General features: G+C 46.0%; 13 protein-coding genes and 1 riboswitch. Of the genes, 7 read left to right on the top strand and 6 right to left on the bottom strand.

Annotated features, from left to right (window positions below):
* Window positions 1-21 precede the first annotated feature (21 nt).
* The gene (locus ASD40_RS33770) at window positions 22-918 is read right to left on the bottom strand and encodes a LysR family transcriptional regulator (protein WP_057307533.1); all 897 of its coding nucleotides are present in this window, start codon (window positions 916-918) and stop codon (window positions 22-24) included.
* A 288-nt stretch (window positions 919-1206) separates the two neighbouring features.
* Here ASD40_RS33770 and ASD40_RS33765 point away from each other — a divergent pair, with 288 nt between their 5' ends.
* Genes ASD40_RS33765 through sdhB form a run of 3 tightly spaced genes read left to right on the top strand, consistent with a single transcriptional unit; the run spans window position 1207 to window position 4407 of the window.
* Window positions 1207-1860, top strand: a complete 654-nt coding sequence (locus ASD40_RS33765) for a succinate dehydrogenase cytochrome b558 subunit (protein ID WP_057307532.1) — start codon at window positions 1207-1209, stop codon at window positions 1858-1860.
* A 16-nt stretch (window positions 1861-1876) separates the two neighbouring features.
* The gene (sdhA, locus tag ASD40_RS33760; RefSeq protein ID WP_057307531.1) at window positions 1877-3640 is read left to right on the top strand and encodes a succinate dehydrogenase flavoprotein subunit; all 1764 of its coding nucleotides are present in this window, start codon (window positions 1877-1879) and stop codon (window positions 3638-3640) included.
* Between the two features lie 2 nt (window positions 3641-3642).
* Window positions 3643-4407: a succinate dehydrogenase iron-sulfur subunit gene (gene sdhB / locus ASD40_RS33755; RefSeq protein ID WP_047680827.1), complete on the top strand. Its 765-nt coding sequence runs from the start codon at window positions 3643-3645 to the stop codon at window positions 4405-4407.
* A gap of 665 nt (window positions 4408-5072) precedes the next feature.
* Here sdhB and ASD40_RS33750 read toward each other — a convergent pair.
* Window positions 5073-5258: a hypothetical protein gene (locus tag ASD40_RS33750; protein ID WP_057307530.1), complete on the bottom strand. Its 186-nt coding sequence runs from the start codon at window positions 5256-5258 to the stop codon at window positions 5073-5075.
* Window positions 5259-5416: 158 nt separating this feature from the next.
* Window positions 5417-5525: riboswitch (guanidine-I (ykkC/yxkD leader) on the top strand.
* 64 nt (window positions 5526-5589) lie between these two features.
* On the opposite strand from ASD40_RS33750, the gene ASD40_RS33745 reads away from it, so the two are divergent.
* The 3 genes from ASD40_RS33745 to ASD40_RS33735 are packed head-to-tail and all read left to right on the top strand — an operon-like array spanning window position 5590 to window position 8267.
* On the top strand, window positions 5590-6612 hold the full coding sequence (locus ASD40_RS33745; protein ID WP_057307529.1) for an ABC transporter substrate-binding protein: 1023 nt from the start codon (window positions 5590-5592) through the stop codon (window positions 6610-6612).
* A gap of 23 nt (window positions 6613-6635) precedes the next feature.
* Window positions 6636-7454 carry an ABC transporter permease gene (locus tag ASD40_RS33740; protein ID WP_235549489.1) on the top strand — a complete coding sequence of 273 codons (819 nt, stop codon included), beginning with the start codon at window positions 6636-6638 and terminating at the stop codon, window positions 7452-7454.
* A 3-nt stretch (window positions 7455-7457) separates the two neighbouring features.
* The gene (locus ASD40_RS33735; protein WP_327205319.1) at window positions 7458-8267 is read left to right on the top strand and encodes an ABC transporter ATP-binding protein; all 810 of its coding nucleotides are present in this window, start codon (window positions 7458-7460) and stop codon (window positions 8265-8267) included.
* A 397-nt stretch (window positions 8268-8664) separates the two neighbouring features.
* Here the strand turns inward: ASD40_RS33735 and ASD40_RS33730 are convergent, their stop codons facing one another.
* Window positions 8665-9552: an EamA family transporter gene (locus ASD40_RS33730; protein ID WP_057307528.1), complete on the bottom strand. Its 888-nt coding sequence runs from the start codon at window positions 9550-9552 to the stop codon at window positions 8665-8667.
* A gap of 187 nt (window positions 9553-9739) precedes the next feature.
* Between ASD40_RS33730 and ASD40_RS33725 the strand changes: the two genes are divergently transcribed.
* The gene (locus tag ASD40_RS33725) at window positions 9740-10798 is read left to right on the top strand and encodes a LacI family DNA-binding transcriptional regulator (RefSeq protein WP_057307527.1); all 1059 of its coding nucleotides are present in this window, start codon (window positions 9740-9742) and stop codon (window positions 10796-10798) included.
* A 60-nt stretch (window positions 10799-10858) separates the two neighbouring features.
* On the opposite strand, the gene ASD40_RS33720 is transcribed toward ASD40_RS33725, so the two are convergent.
* The 3 genes from ASD40_RS33720 to ASD40_RS33710 form a co-directional block, all read right to left on the bottom strand.
* A complete protein-coding gene (locus tag ASD40_RS33720; protein ID WP_057307526.1) occupies window positions 10859-11824 on the bottom strand; it encodes a cation diffusion facilitator family transporter in 966 nt (321 codons plus the stop codon).
* A gap of 150 nt (window positions 11825-11974) precedes the next feature.
* A complete protein-coding gene (locus ASD40_RS33715) occupies window positions 11975-13735 on the bottom strand; it encodes an alpha-glycosidase (RefSeq protein ID WP_057307525.1) in 1761 nt (586 codons plus the stop codon).
* Window positions 13736-13751: 16 nt separating this feature from the next.
* Window positions 13752-14567, bottom strand: a complete 816-nt coding sequence (locus tag ASD40_RS33710; protein WP_057307524.1) for an SDR family oxidoreductase — start codon at window positions 14565-14567, stop codon at window positions 13752-13754.
* Between the last annotated feature and the right edge of the window lie 59 nt (window positions 14568-14626).

Here is a 14626-nt window from a genome sequence, read left to right as displayed (position 1 = left end):
TTTCATTAACCAATGCAGGTTTTATTTCTGCTTGGCGAAGTAATTGATTGCCTGATTTATAAATTTCATAGACGTCATATTATCCGCTGTATGGTCCGAGTAAATGAGTGAAGTCGTTCGCTTGGTCTGTTCTAATTCGACAAGATTGCGCAAAATCAATTCATTATTACGTATTAAATCTTCTCGTAAATAGGATCTTGGAAGCAATGTTGCCGTTTTGCAGGTTGAAACGAGTCGGATGATGGCTTCGAAGGAGTCTATCTCCATTTGTACGTTGGGCAATATGGTATAACGGTTGAATAGCTCATCCATCAAAATGCGATACCAAGTGCCTTTGGAGAAGAGAATCATCGGCAATTCATTTAAGTCGTTCATTGTGATGGTGGTGTGATCGATAAGAGAATGCCCTAGAGGAAGTACCAGACATAAGTGATCATCGAATAAAGGCTCGCAATGGAGGCTGGAAGCATTAATTTGGGAAGCGACGATACCGATATCCACTTTGTTTTCTTTCGCCATGGTAACAATCTCGTGCGTCTTACCCGTAAGCAGCTTAATTTCTGTCAGTGGGTAATCCTGCAAGTAGTCCGTGATGAGATCCGGTAGCGTTGTTTGCAGCGTTGTCAGGCTTGCTCCTATGGTAATCGAGGTGTGGCTGCCCGCCGCTTTATAGGTTTGGATCGCTTGCTTGAACTTGCGCTCCAGATGACGCAGTTCTAAGGCATGGTCATAGCAAATTTGACCGACTTTGGTCAGCTCCAGCCTTTTACCTTTACGGTTAAAAAGTTCTACGCCCAGCTCTTCCTCGAGCTTCATTATTTTGCGAGAGAGAGCCGGTTGTGAGATGTTTAATAACTGAGATGCTTTATTGAGGCTTACTTGTTCGACAACAACAGCAAAAACATCCAAGAGTTCCATGTTTCTATCGTCTCCTTCAGCGCAATGCATATGTGTATTAGTTATAAGTGTATATAAAAAAACGGCACTTCCATTATAAGCATGAAAGAGGTACGATGTACATGTCACTTTTTATTCACATTTCTTGGACGAAGGTGTATAATCATTCACTGATTTGGCAAAATAGGCTTGGATGATTATGGGTTGACGCTCGTTTGCGGCGAGAGTACAATGGTATGTGGCTTGTCTTGTCTGATAATGTCGGATAAATGATGAATGAATTTTTATGAGGGGGGAATTGGTTCAATTATGGGTAATTCGTATTACTTTCGAAAGATCCACTCTTTGCTTGGCGTAATTCCTGTGGGCTTCTTTCTTATTGAGCATTTGCTCACGAACTATGAAGCAACAAAGGGACCAGGCGCGTTCGTGGATCAAATTAACTGGTTAAATGGCTTGCCATTGGTGCTGTTTCTAGAAATCTTCGGAATCTGGATACCGCTTCTTTATCATGCGGTATATGGTCTGTATGTAGCGTATCAAGCGCGTAACAACGTTTCGCAGTATGGTTATTTCCGTAATCAAATGTTCATGCTTCAACGTGTTACTGGTGTCATCACATTCTTGTTCGTTGCTTGGCATTTCTTCGAGACCCGCTTGCAAGTTGCATTCGGTAACGTAGCGCACGAAGAGCTTGGCAGGACGATGCATGATATCGTGACGAATCCGGTTATGTTTACGATCTATGTCATCGGTACGCTATCCGCAGCATTCCATTTCTGTAACGGCATGTGGTCGTTCTTGGTTAGCTGGGGAATTACAATTGGACCGCGCGCGCAGCGCTTTTCATCCATCATCTGGATGGCTTTGTTCGTTGTCATGGCCGTGATGTTTATTATGTCATTGACTGCATTTACAGATACGCAATTTCAGCTTCCGGTAGAAGCGCATACGGGGCATTAAGGGAGGGTGAACAGAAGTGGCTAATTCAAAAATTATCGTCGTCGGCGGAGGCCTTGCGGGACTCATGGCGACAATTAAGGCAGCAGAGGCCGGGGTACATGTGCAATTGTTCTCCTTGGTTCCTGTTAAACGTTCCCACTCCGTATGTGCGCAAGGCGGCATTAACGGTGCGGTGAATACGAAGGGCGAAGGCGACTCCACGTGGGAGCACTTTGATGATACAGTTTACGGTGGAGATTTCTTAGCAAATCAACCACCTGTTAAAGCTTTGTGCGATGCGGCTCCAGGCATTATTCACTTAATGGACCGTATGGGCGTTATGTTCAACCGTACACCAGAGGGTCTTCTGGACTTCCGTCGTTTCGGCGGTACCAAATATCATCGTACGGCATTCGCAGGCGCTACTACAGGGCAGCAGCTTTTGTACGCACTCGATGAGCAAGTACGCCGCTGGGAAACAGCTGGTCTTGTAACGAAATTCGAGCATTGGGAGTTCCTTGGTTCCGTTCTCGATGATGATGGCGTTTGCCGTGGTATTGCAGCACAAGATTTGCGGAGCATGGAAATTCAAACATTCCCATCCGACGCGGTCATCTTGGCTACAGGCGGTCCTGGTATCATTTTCGGCAAAACAACGAACTCAGTTATTAACACAGGTACGGCAGCAAGTGCTGTATATCAACAAGGTGTTAAATATGCGAATGGTGAAATGATCCAAATTCACCCGACGGCGATTCCCGGAGATGACAAGCTTCGCTTGATGTCTGAATCTGCGCGTGGTGAAGGCGGACGTATTTGGACATACAAAGACGGGAAGCCTTGGTACTTCCTAGAAGAGAAATATCCGGCGTACGGTAACTTGGTGCCGCGTGATATTGCAACTCGTGAGATCTTCTCGGTGTGCGTAGACCAGAAGCTTGGTATTAATGGCGAGAACATGGTTTACCTCGATCTTTCTCATAAAGATCCGAAGGAGCTTGATATTAAGCTTGGCGGAATTATGGAAATCTACGAGAAATTCATGGGCGACGATCCGCGTAAAATTCCGATGAAAATTTTCCCTGCGGTTCACTATTCCATGGGCGGAATCTGGGTTGATTACAACATGATGACGAACATTCCCGGCTTATTCGCTGCTGGTGAGTGTGAGTATCAACATCACGGTGCGAACCGTCTTGGTGCAAACTCGCTCGTTTCGGCCATCTATGACGGAATGGTTTCCGGTCCTAAAGCGGTTGAGTATATCCGCGGCTTAGAGAAGCACGCTGATGATACGTCCTCGATCGTATACGATCGCGAGAAGAAACGTCATACAGACCGTTACGAGAACTTGCTCAAAATGAACAATGGTACGGAGAATGCCTATGTTCTCCATAAAGAGCTTGGCGACATGATGAATGCTAACATGACGGTTGTTCGTTACAATGATCGTCTCGAAGATACGATTGGCAAGATCAAGGATTTGAAAGAAAGATACAACAACATTAACATCACAGATACAGCTCGTTGGAACAATCAAGGGGTTGCGTTCACACGTCAGCTCTGGAACATGTTCGAGTTGGCTGAAGCGATGACACTTGGCGCCTTGCTGCGTAACGAGAGCCGTGGCGCGCATTACAAGCCAGAATTCACTGAGCGTGATGATGAAAACTTCATGAAAACAACAATTGCCGATTGGACGCCAGATGGTCCGAAAATCAGCTATGAAGATATCGATGTATCTTTGATTGCACCGCGGAAACGTGATTACTCCACGGAGAAGAAAAAGGGAGGACATTAATCATGGCTGAGACACTAAGCGCACAAAAAACAGTGAAGTTTATCGTGACTCGTCAAGAGAGTCCAGATTCCAAACCTTATACCGAGGAATTTGAAATTCCTTATCGCTCCAATATGAATGTCATCAGCGGTTTGATGGAAGTACAGCGTAATCCGAAGAATGCGAAGGGTGACAAGACGACGCCTGTATGCTGGGAGTCCAACTGTCTCGAGGAAGTTTGCGGAGCTTGTTCCATGGTTATCAACGGTAAGCCGCGTCAAGCTTGTTCGGCTCTTGTTGATAAGCTGGAGCAGCCGATTCGCGTAGCTCCAATGAGCACGTTCCCTGTTATGCGTGACCTTGTTATCGACCGTGGACGCATGTTCACTGCTTTGAAGAAAGTCAAAGCATGGGTTCCTATCGACGGTACGTATGATCTTGGACCAGGACCTCGTATGGCGGAGTCGAAACGTCAATGGGCATACGAGCTTTCCAAATGTATGACATGCGGCGTTTGTCTTGAGGCTTGTCCGAACGTGAACGACAAGAACTCCTTTATCGGACCATCCGCGCTTTCACAAGTTCGTCTGTTCAATGCTCATCCAACGGGTGAAATGAACAAAGACGAGCGTCTGGATACGTTGATGACAGATGGCGGTATCGAAGGCTGCGGTAACTCGCAGAACTGCGTACGCTCCTGTCCGAAAGGCATTCCACTGACGACTTCGATCGCAGCACTGAATGCAGATACAACGAAACATATGTTCAAAAAATGGTTAGGCGTGTAAACTCCGCTTAATAAGGATAAAGCCCGATACCCTGATCTTCAGGGTGTCGGGCTTTTTTTTACGCCGGAAGAATTCAGCTAGACCTCTGACACTGGTAACCACGGATTTCATTCGTCAAATTTTGTTTTACACTGATGTGTCTTATATAGGAATCCATCGTCATATTTCTACCAATCGCGCCTCTCCCTACTTTGTTGCATAATGGACACTATCGATTGATTCACAACTCTAAAATGTGATTTTAGAGTCATTCAGCTTTCGTGAGGGCAGTTGGGCTATAGTGATTACCAATGTTGTATTTTCTACAACAATTCACACGCCAAAAGGCTATTTTGCAACTTGAAGTTGCATTTCGTACAACATTTTGAGCACAGTTGTTGTGAAATCGTCTATATTGGGCCAAATTGTTGTACAATATTCAACATCGAGAGGTGAAAGGCTGGATCTAGGCAGTAATTGTTGCACTTTTTACAACAGTATTCTACCGCGAATGAATGAATCGACGGTCTCTAATGTACAACAATTCAGCCATAAACAGACCGTTTTGCAACAAAAGGCTCAAAATGTTGTACAAAGAGGGAGAATTGGGTATTTTCGATAAAACCCCGCACACAGAAAAAGCACATCAGGAGGATCTCCCTGATGGGCTTTGTAGGGGTATGAGGCTAGTCAGCGGGCAGGCTATCAGCTTGGGTGGCTGCTTGATTATTTATAGGGGAAATCAGGAGAGGATGCTCGGATAGGGGATGTCCTTCTTGAATATCAGAAACAGAAGGTTCCGCTAATGCAACAGGTTTAGGTTGAATAGGCTGATTATCTAACATCGTGATGTGGAAATGAATCGAGTACATCGTATACACCTCCGTTATTCGCAATATATGTTATATATTATTACACAAATAGCTATTTTGACAACCCATTATTTATTTGTGTTATATATATTGACATACAAGTCGGATGTAAGTATGATTAAGACAAATGTAAGACATCGAAGTACCAACCTTATAGCAAACTTGTTTTCTAGGGTTCCGCGACAGAATGAAGGCTGTTGGTCAGGTCCAAGAGAAGACACACGGTGAGCTTCATCGTGCACACGGAGGGATAAAAGCCCGGGAGGATATCAGAATATGATATCGTTCCGGGTTTTTCTTTTTACCAGTACAAATGGAGAGGGAGATCGGAATGAGACAAAGAGTAATATTTCTGATGATGGCGATGCTGTTGGTTTTTACAGTAGTTAGCGGATGTACGGGCAAAGGGGCAACAAGCACGACAACAGGAAAAAGCGGAGAACCGATTAAATTGGCACTCAGTCCATGGCCGGGTTGGTTTGTATGGTATTTAGTGAAGGAAAAGGGTTTCTTTGAGAAAAATGGGGTTAACGTTGACCTCGTTTGGTTCCCGGTATACAGTGATTCCTTATCGGCATTGGCGTCTGGTAAAGTCGATGCGAACAGCCAAACTTTAAGCGATACGCTTGCTCCAGCAAGTAAAGGGATTAAACTCAAGGCTGTGCTGGTGAACGATAACTCCAATGGCGGAGACGGTGTTGTTGTGAAGCCGAGCATTAATTCATTGAAGGATTTGAAGGGTAAGAAAGTAGCGACTGAGCTGGGAACGGTTGATCACCTTCTGATGCTTACCGCACTTGAAAAGGCGGGGCTTGCCGAGAAAGATGTTGCTTACACGAATATGACGGTTAACGATGCAGGACCTGCTTTCATTTCAGGCAATTTGGATGCCGCGGTGCTATGGGAGCCGTTCCTAAGCAAGGCGATTCAGGAGGGCAAAGGCAAGCTATTATTTTCCTCCAAGGATACACCGGGACTTATCCCTGATCTGCTAGTTTTCAAAGAAGAAATAACGAAGAATCGTCCGGAAGATGTGAAAAAAATCATCAACGCTTGGTTCGATGCTTTGGATTACTGGAAGGCCAATCCAGAAGAGTCTTTGAAAATTATGGCCAAAGCGGCAGAGACGCCGGTTGATGAATATAAAGCTGGTGTGGATAGCGTTAAGATTTTCCAACTTGAAGATAATGTAAAAGCCTTTCAAAAGGGTGATAACTTAGAATCCCTGCAATTCACTTCGCAGAAGACAGCTGAGTTCTTGAAGGGATTAGACATGCTAACTTCCATTCCGAAGGCGGAAAGCTTCTTAGATGGACACTTTGTAGAAGAAGTGCTGAAGGAACGCAAGAAATAACAACTGGAGAGCGAGGGCTCTAAATGGACACCATGGTGAAAAAAAGACGCAAATCAACTTTGTTTGCCATACGGGGCGATATTAGCCGTAGAACATATACATCCGGTGTCGTGCTCGTTGTTGTGATAGCTATGCTCTTCTGGAGTGTGCTCAGTTATGGTGATTTTGTAAATCGCACGTTCTTGCCTACACCGGATCAAGTACTTCGTCAGTTTGCAATTCAGCTACAGAGCTCTGTTTTCTGGAACCATGTTGGTATTAGTATTTTTCGAGTAGGGGCAGGTTTTCTGCTTGCTTGTTTACTGGGTATTCCGCTTGGCATTTTGGCTGGTACGTTTCGCTTCGCTGAAGCGCTGCTCGTTCCTCCGACAGAGTTTATCCGGTATATGCCTGCGACGGCTTTCATCCCGCTCATTATGGTTTGGGCAGGGATTGGTGAATGGGCAAAGGTTATCGTCATTTTCATCGGCTGCTTCTTCCAACTCATGCTGATGGTGGCCGATAATACACGTTCGGTATCCAATGATTTGCTTCAAACCTCCTATACCCTTGGTGCGAACCGTTGGCAAGTCATCGAGAGGGTGCTTATTCCTGCTCTACTGCCGGATTTAATGAACACTATGCGATTAATCATTGGTTGGGCTTGGACATATCTCGTTGTAGCTGAGTTGGTTGCGGCTAGCAGCGGACTAGGGTTCTCTATTATGAAAGCGCAGCGGTTCCTCAATACAGATCTGATTTTCGTAGGGATTATCGCCATTGGCTTGCTTGGATTACTAACGGATCGCACATTTGCTTATTGTCACCGCAGATTTTTCCCGTGGTTGGAAGGAGGGCGTTAAATCATGCATGCTTTGAATAATATGGCGCCCTCTGATGATAGAGTTATGGCTATGAGTAAAATTACGGCGACGGATGTAACGAAGGTATATAGCACGAAGAAATCCCAGTTTGTTGCTTTGGACAGAGTTTCGTTCCACGTAGATGCACATGAGTTTGTTAGCTTTGTTGGTCCTTCAGGTTGCGGCAAGTCCTCGCTATTGAGGATCCTTGCGGGATTAGAATCGATGACGACAGGATCGCTGAGCATTTCTGGACATGAGATTGATGGTCCTGGTGCTGACCGTGGGATGGTATTCCAGTCGTACACTCTATTCCCATGGCTTTCTGTAAGGGAGAATATCGAGTTCGGGCTGACACTAAAAGGCGTACCATTATTCGAAAAGAGGGCCATTTCCGACCACTTCATGGAACTTGTCGGGCTGCAGAAGTTCGCCAGATCGCTACCGAAGGAGCTTTCGGGCGGCATGAAGCAGCGGGTCGCCATCGCTCGGGCCCTCGCGAACAATCCGGAAGTCCTGCTGATGGATGAGCCATTCGGTGCGCTCGATCCGCAGACGAAGAACTCGATGCAGGAGCTGTTATTACGTATTTGGGAAAAGGAAAAAACCACCGTCGTTTTCATTACCCACGACATCGAGGAGGCTATCTTCTTATCACAACGCGTGTATGTGATGCAGGCGCATCCAGGAAGGATTCGCCAAGAAATCGTGATTCCACAAGGACTTCGTGAGACCTTGGAGTGTAAAGATACGGAGTCGTTTATTAAGCTGAAGAAGCAAATTATTTCGCTTATCGGGGATCATGAGGAGTAAGGAATTGAAAGAGACTTGGCCTTAATGGCCGAGTTTTTTTGTGTTTGGGGTGGCGAGTGTGGTTTGTCTTGAGACGGCAGAGACAGACCCTCGGAGAATTCCCAACCCCGCCACCCTACTTAGATGTAAAAAGATCAGCTAATTGTGCTCAAATCACCATTTTACATGGAATAGCTGCATTTCCTACATCTAAAACCCCCCCCCAGGGAATGAGGGATTTAGACCTTATGGAGGAAATTAGCTGCACTTTTTGCAGGTAATCCATCCTGAGTACGTTCAACCTGAAATATAAATGTACAAATTGCAGATAATTGTGAATCCTGGAGCAGCAAGAACAGACCACAGACTACAGGCCACAGACCACAGACGGATCTACGCACAATAAACAAGCTAGACGCTACAGTTTGACCAGGACAAGACCGGCAAAGAGAAGGAATAGGGCAATGGTTTGAAAGAGGGTAAGACGTTCTTTGTAAACCAGTACAGAGCCGATAACGACAACAAGTCCATAGGTAGAGAAAATGGGAGCAACGATGGAACCTGGCCCCATTTGCAGCGCGACGGAGTAAAGCTGAAGGCCACCGTAAGAGAAGCAGCCCGAAAGCAGCCCCCATAGAAGTCCTGTGCGACTTGGTAACGCATCATAGGTAGCTATGAGTCCTTGTTGGACAGGCTTTTGCTGCTTCTTGGTGTGGTTAGCTGCGGCTATGGCGAACCAGATAGCAGAGAGCAGATAACTGATGAGCAGAATAGGCGTATTCGCTAAAGCTAGCTCGGCAGTGACTTTCAAACCGCCATTGCGGAAGAAGAACAGAAGTCCGCCCAGCGCAACGAGTGCGAACCATTTCTTCTCTTTGATTGTGAGAGGCTCTTTGAGCTTTATCGATACAAGTACCGCTGAAGCAATGAGCAGGACGATGCCGCCAGCCTCCGTGCTATTTATGTGTTCATTGTAGATGGTGACGGACATGAGAATGACTAGCAAAATATTTAAGTTCATTAGCGGAGCTGTCAAGCTTGCCGGACCATTCTCGAGAGCCTTCATGAACACAACATTGCCCCAACCTGACCCAACGCCAATGATGATGCCAGCTAACCAAACACGCCAATCGTCTAAGAAGAGGGAGCCTTCCCATAAGCTGTTCACAGCGAAGCCAAGTGTTCCTGTGAGATAGAGTCCGAGTAATAGGTGCGGTGTAGAGCCTTGGCGCATTTGACTCACTTTCATAAAAAAGCCGGTTAGACCAAATAGTACGGCACTGCCGACTGCTGCAATAAACCACATGATGTGTGAACTCCTTACGTTTTCTTTTCATAGGCTGCATGCATCCCCAAGCCTTTGCTTTTTCGAATACACACGAATCTTTTCATTATAGCGAATTGCAATAGGAATGCACAGATTATCGAAATTTGACGAGCGATTTGCTTATCGATAAAATGAGTTAAAGCATTTCAAGAATGAGGGATTTCCTATGAAGAAAAGTAAACAGCCCACCATTGTCGATGTTGCTTCCGAAGCGGGCGTTTCCATTGCGACGGTTTCCAATGTTTTGAATCGGAGAAAGGTGCCAATGTCGCCGGAGACGATACGGAAAGTGGAGGAAGCCGTTGTACAGCTGGGTTATCGCCGCAATGTGATGGCAACGAACCTTAGCCGGCGCCGATCCTATGAGTTAGGCCTTATCATACCGCATTTCGGCGGCTATTATGGCCGATTTGCAGAGAAGCTGGAGCAGAGAGTACATAGTTTCGGCTATCATTTATCCGTATTTTCAGCAGCGGGTATGGATCCAGTGATCGAGAAGCGTCACCTGGAGCACTTGCTGCAGCGAAGAGTAGACGGTTTAGTGAGCCATGGTTTAGCGATGAGTATGCAATCGACCCAGCAATTAGTCGGTGAGGGCACACCGCTGGTTATCTTTAATGGCTGGGGCTGGCCTAGTGATATCGTTAAATTGGCGGTTAATTTGGATTTCGCGAAGGCTTCGACGGAAGCTGTTCAGCATTTCCTCGGGAGCGGCTGCCGCTCCATTATTTATGCCGGCAGGCGTAAAGGGATGGGGGCCAATGAGCAGCGTATTCAAGGGTTTATGGCAGGGTTAGGTGATCATGCCGAGTCGACGGTGCATGCGCTTCTAGATGCTGGAGAGCTCGGTATTGAAGGTACACTGGAGGAAGCTCTGCGCATAAGCGGCGAGCAGCGACCTATCGGCATCTACACCTTTAATGATGCATTAGCATTGGAGCTTCTAGCTGTGTGTCATGAGCGAGGTATTCGTGTGCCAGAGGACGTGCAGTTGATTGGCATGGACAATGAACTATTTTCTAAGGCTAGCTTCCCCTCAATAACAAGCTTCGACATGCCTGTCGATTTGCAAACGAGCTTAGTTGCCGCTTTTCTGATGCAGCAGATTGGTGAAGACTTGGACGAGGAGGATACACAGCTGCTGGAAGAGCACCTTCCGCGAATTCTCGGACATGAGCTGTTGATTGATCTGGAGATGATTACCCGTAAGTCTACAACAACATGAAAAGACCGTTATACTCTCATTAAGATGAGAAGTATAGCGGTCTTTTTGGCATGTCCCTTATTACAATCGAAGCCCATTTCTATTCGTTTGTCTTTGATGCTTCAAGAACTCTTTGCCATAATCTCCATGTGGATTAATGTCTGCATGTTCGATTTGGATGGTGGAGTGCTCGATGCCATATTTACTTTTCAGCGTTTCATTAATCGCTAGAATAACACAGAAGGGTTGAATGTTGGGATTGATGAACACATGTGCGGTTAAAGAGTAATGATCGGTCGAAACCGCCCACAGATGCATCTCATGCACATCTTCGACACCTTCAACACGCGCGATGTCGCTGCGAATTTCATCTAAGTTGAAGCGTTCAGGCACGGACTCCATCAGAATCAGGTAAGATTCTCGAATGATTTTGCTTCCGCCAGTAAAAATAATGCCGCCAATGACCATCGAAATCAGTGGATCGAACAAGAGAAGACCTGTGTAATAAATGATAATAGAAGAGATAATGACGCCTACCGAGCTGAGTAAATCACCGAAAAAGTGCCACAGCGCGCTTTTCACATTCAGATTGTCCTCTTCTTTCACACTGTTATGGAGAACCAATGTAAGCACAAGATTGACAACGAAACCGATGGAGGCAATTCCAAGCATAAGAGCCAATTTAATTGGCTGCGGGTCAATGATACGTTGAATCCCTTCGATGAAAATTCCCAAAGCAATGATACATAGGGCTAATCCATTTAGAAACGAAGCGATAATCTCAAACCGCAGGAAACCAAAGGTGAATCGCGCATTAGGCTGACGAGTAGCCAGCTTCAGAGCAACCATACTAAGTCCTAAAGCGATAACATCGGAGATCATATGCGCAGAGTCGGATAGCAAAGCAAGGGAATTCGAAAGCACCCCGCCAACAATTTCTACAATAGTAAAAAAGGCGGTCAGTATGAGAGTCACCCATAACGTTTTTCTGGATTTGCTCTGTTCTTTAACATGATGGAGATGGTGATAGTCGTATTCGATACTCATACGGTTCCTCCTTATTTATAATTATTCTAATTAAACTATTATATGCTAGACCTTCGTCAGGCGCAACTGATTTTGTGTAAAGAGTATATGAAGAGTGTGAGAGGTCGCATCGGGCATAGTAAAAGCCTGATTTCTTAGGCTTCTATTTATCTATGTTTCCAGCAGGGATCTGTATAAAATCCGATAGCCGAATGGCTCGATTTCCATACGAATAAAACCATCAACAGGCTTCAGGGACCCGCCGCTGAACGCATCCTGCCAATCTTCCATTTCCGCGTCCGCGGGATGGGCAAGAATGGCCGTATTTTCCGAATGATTCATCCAGATTGTAAAATGTTCCTGCTCATTCTTACGTTCATAAATGATCCTGCCATCCTCGGCGTCCGCCCGAAGGAAAGAGAATCGGCCGAAACGAAGCACATCATGGTCGTTGCGCAGCTGGATAAGCTGCTTGTAAAATTCGAATAAGTCCCTGTCCTGCTTAGCTTTGTCCCATTCCATACATTGTCGGCAGTCTGGGTCCTGCTGACCCTTCAAGCCGATTTCGTCGCCGTAGAAAATGCAGGGAGTTCCAATATAAGTGAGAAGGAAAATAACAGCAAGCTTTAGTCTGTCCTTATTCTCATTAAACATAGTCAATACACGCGGTGTGTCATGACTGCCAAGCAGATTAAACAAAACTTCATTCGTTTGCAGCGGGTAGCGCATAAGAATATGATTCATATTTTCGGCAAAAGAGAGACCGTTCGGTTGATCTGACTGGAAAAATGCCAGTACCCGTTCAGAGAAAGGGTAATTCATGACCGAATCGAATTGATCACCAAGAAGCCAGCGCAGCGAATCGCTCCAAGCTTCACCGATGATGTAGGCTTCCGGATTGACCGATTTGACCACTTTACGGAAATCTCTCCAGAAGGAATGGTCTATTTCATTGGCAACATCGAGACGCCAACCGTCGATGTTCACTTCCTTCAACCAATACTCAGCCACATCCAGCAAATATTGCTTTACTTCTGGATTCGTGGTGTTAAGTTTGGGCATCGAAGCGAAAAACCCGAACGTAGCATAGTTGAGCGGACCCTCCTTCACTTCAACTGGGAAATCACGAATGTGAAACCAATCGACGAAGGCAGAATTTTCACCCTCAGCTAGCACATCTTGGAAGGGAGGGAAGTCCACACTCGAATGATTAAAGACCGCATCTAGAACAACTTTCACATTGCTTGCGTGGCAAGCCTCAACCAGCTTTTTTAATAAGGCAGTGTCTCCGAAATGAGGGTCTACCTTTTTATAATCGATCGTATCGTATTTATGATTGCTCGGTGCTTCAAAGATCGGGGTGAGATAGATGGCCGTTATGCCTAATTCCGTCAAGTAATCGAGATGGTCCATAATGCCCTGCAGGTCGCCTCCGAAATGAGAATCATGCGTTGGCTGTTCGCCCCATTCGAGTACCCCATCGGGATCAATGCTTTGATTACCATTAGCAAATCGGTCCGGCATAATTTGATAAAATACAGCGGATTTTGCCCATTCTGGCGCCTTAAATCCATCGATTTCATGCATATAGGGCATTTCATAATAGCCTGCGGGCGGGCCCGGCTGCTCTTCGAAAATACCGGCTTCGCTCATCCATAACTTTTCATCACCAGATTGCAGTTGAAATGCATAAGAGAACCTTTTCTGTGCCGGCGACAATTCCGTTGCCCAGTAGTCGAAATAGCGATCCGTAGCTATTTTCTTCATAGCATAATCATTGTGATAATTCGCCCAATCATATTTATCGCCCGTCACCGCGGTTACTTGGTCTACATCATTCTTTTTGGTGCGGACTCGAAGATGAAATGTATCCTTGTTATAGGAATAAGCCCATTTGGTATGGGGGGAATGGTAAAAGCTCTCGATCTGCATGGGAAGTTCTCCTTTATCATCCGTGGATTAACGATTCGGCGCCGTCGATGAAGACGGAAGTTCCGGTAATATGGTCGGATTGATCCGAAGCGAGAAAAAGCACCAGATTCGCGACTTGACTAGCGGTTCCGGATTTGTGTCTCAGTGGATGATCTCCTTCGGGAAATTCAATAGGGATCGTGATTTCTTCCAACTCGGGTCTGCGATCCGTATTCTCATCAATATTCGTTTCGATCGCGCCAGGACAGATGGCGTTTACACGAATCTTATAACGCGCCAATTCAAGCGCAGCCATTTTCATGAAAGCCACTTGTCCGGCTTTGGAAGTGCTGTAAGCGCTCATCCCAAAATTGGAGAAAACCCGGTTGCCGTTAACGGAGCTAGTAATGATGATGCTGCCACCATGCTGTTTAAGAGGCTCAATAGTATGTTTGACGCACAAGAATGTGCCGGTTAAGTTGATATTAATCGTTTGGTTCCAATCCTCTAGTCCCATATGTGCGATGGGAGAGAGAACGCCGTTAATCCCTGCGTTGGCTACCAGAACATCGAGACGACCCCAATGGTCCATGACGGTTTGAACGGCCTGTTTCACTTCTTCTTCGACGGAAATATCGGCTTCTAAGGAGATCGCTTCTCCACCGGCAGCCTGCACTTTGGCTACTGCTGCTTTAAGCTCACTGCCTGGGCGGTTGAGCAGCCCGATTTTGAACCCTGATTCAGCTAAACGTATAACGGATGCTAAGCCAATGCCGGAGGATGCGCCGGTCACAATGGCGACTTTCTTTGAAATATCGTATGATTCTGGATGGTTTTGTTCTTGTGCGGTCATTGGAAAAAACCTCCTAAATGAATGGAATGCATGTATAAGGTCATTACCCTCGCGTTGAG

Origin of the sequence: Paenibacillus sp. Root444D2, from assembly GCF_001426375.1 — a bacterium.
Classification (GTDB): Bacteria; Bacillota; Bacilli; order Paenibacillales; family NBRC-103111; genus Paenibacillus_E.
The sequence above is the reverse complement of the archived record's forward strand: the minus strand, read 5'-3'. Positions and strand labels throughout refer to the sequence as shown.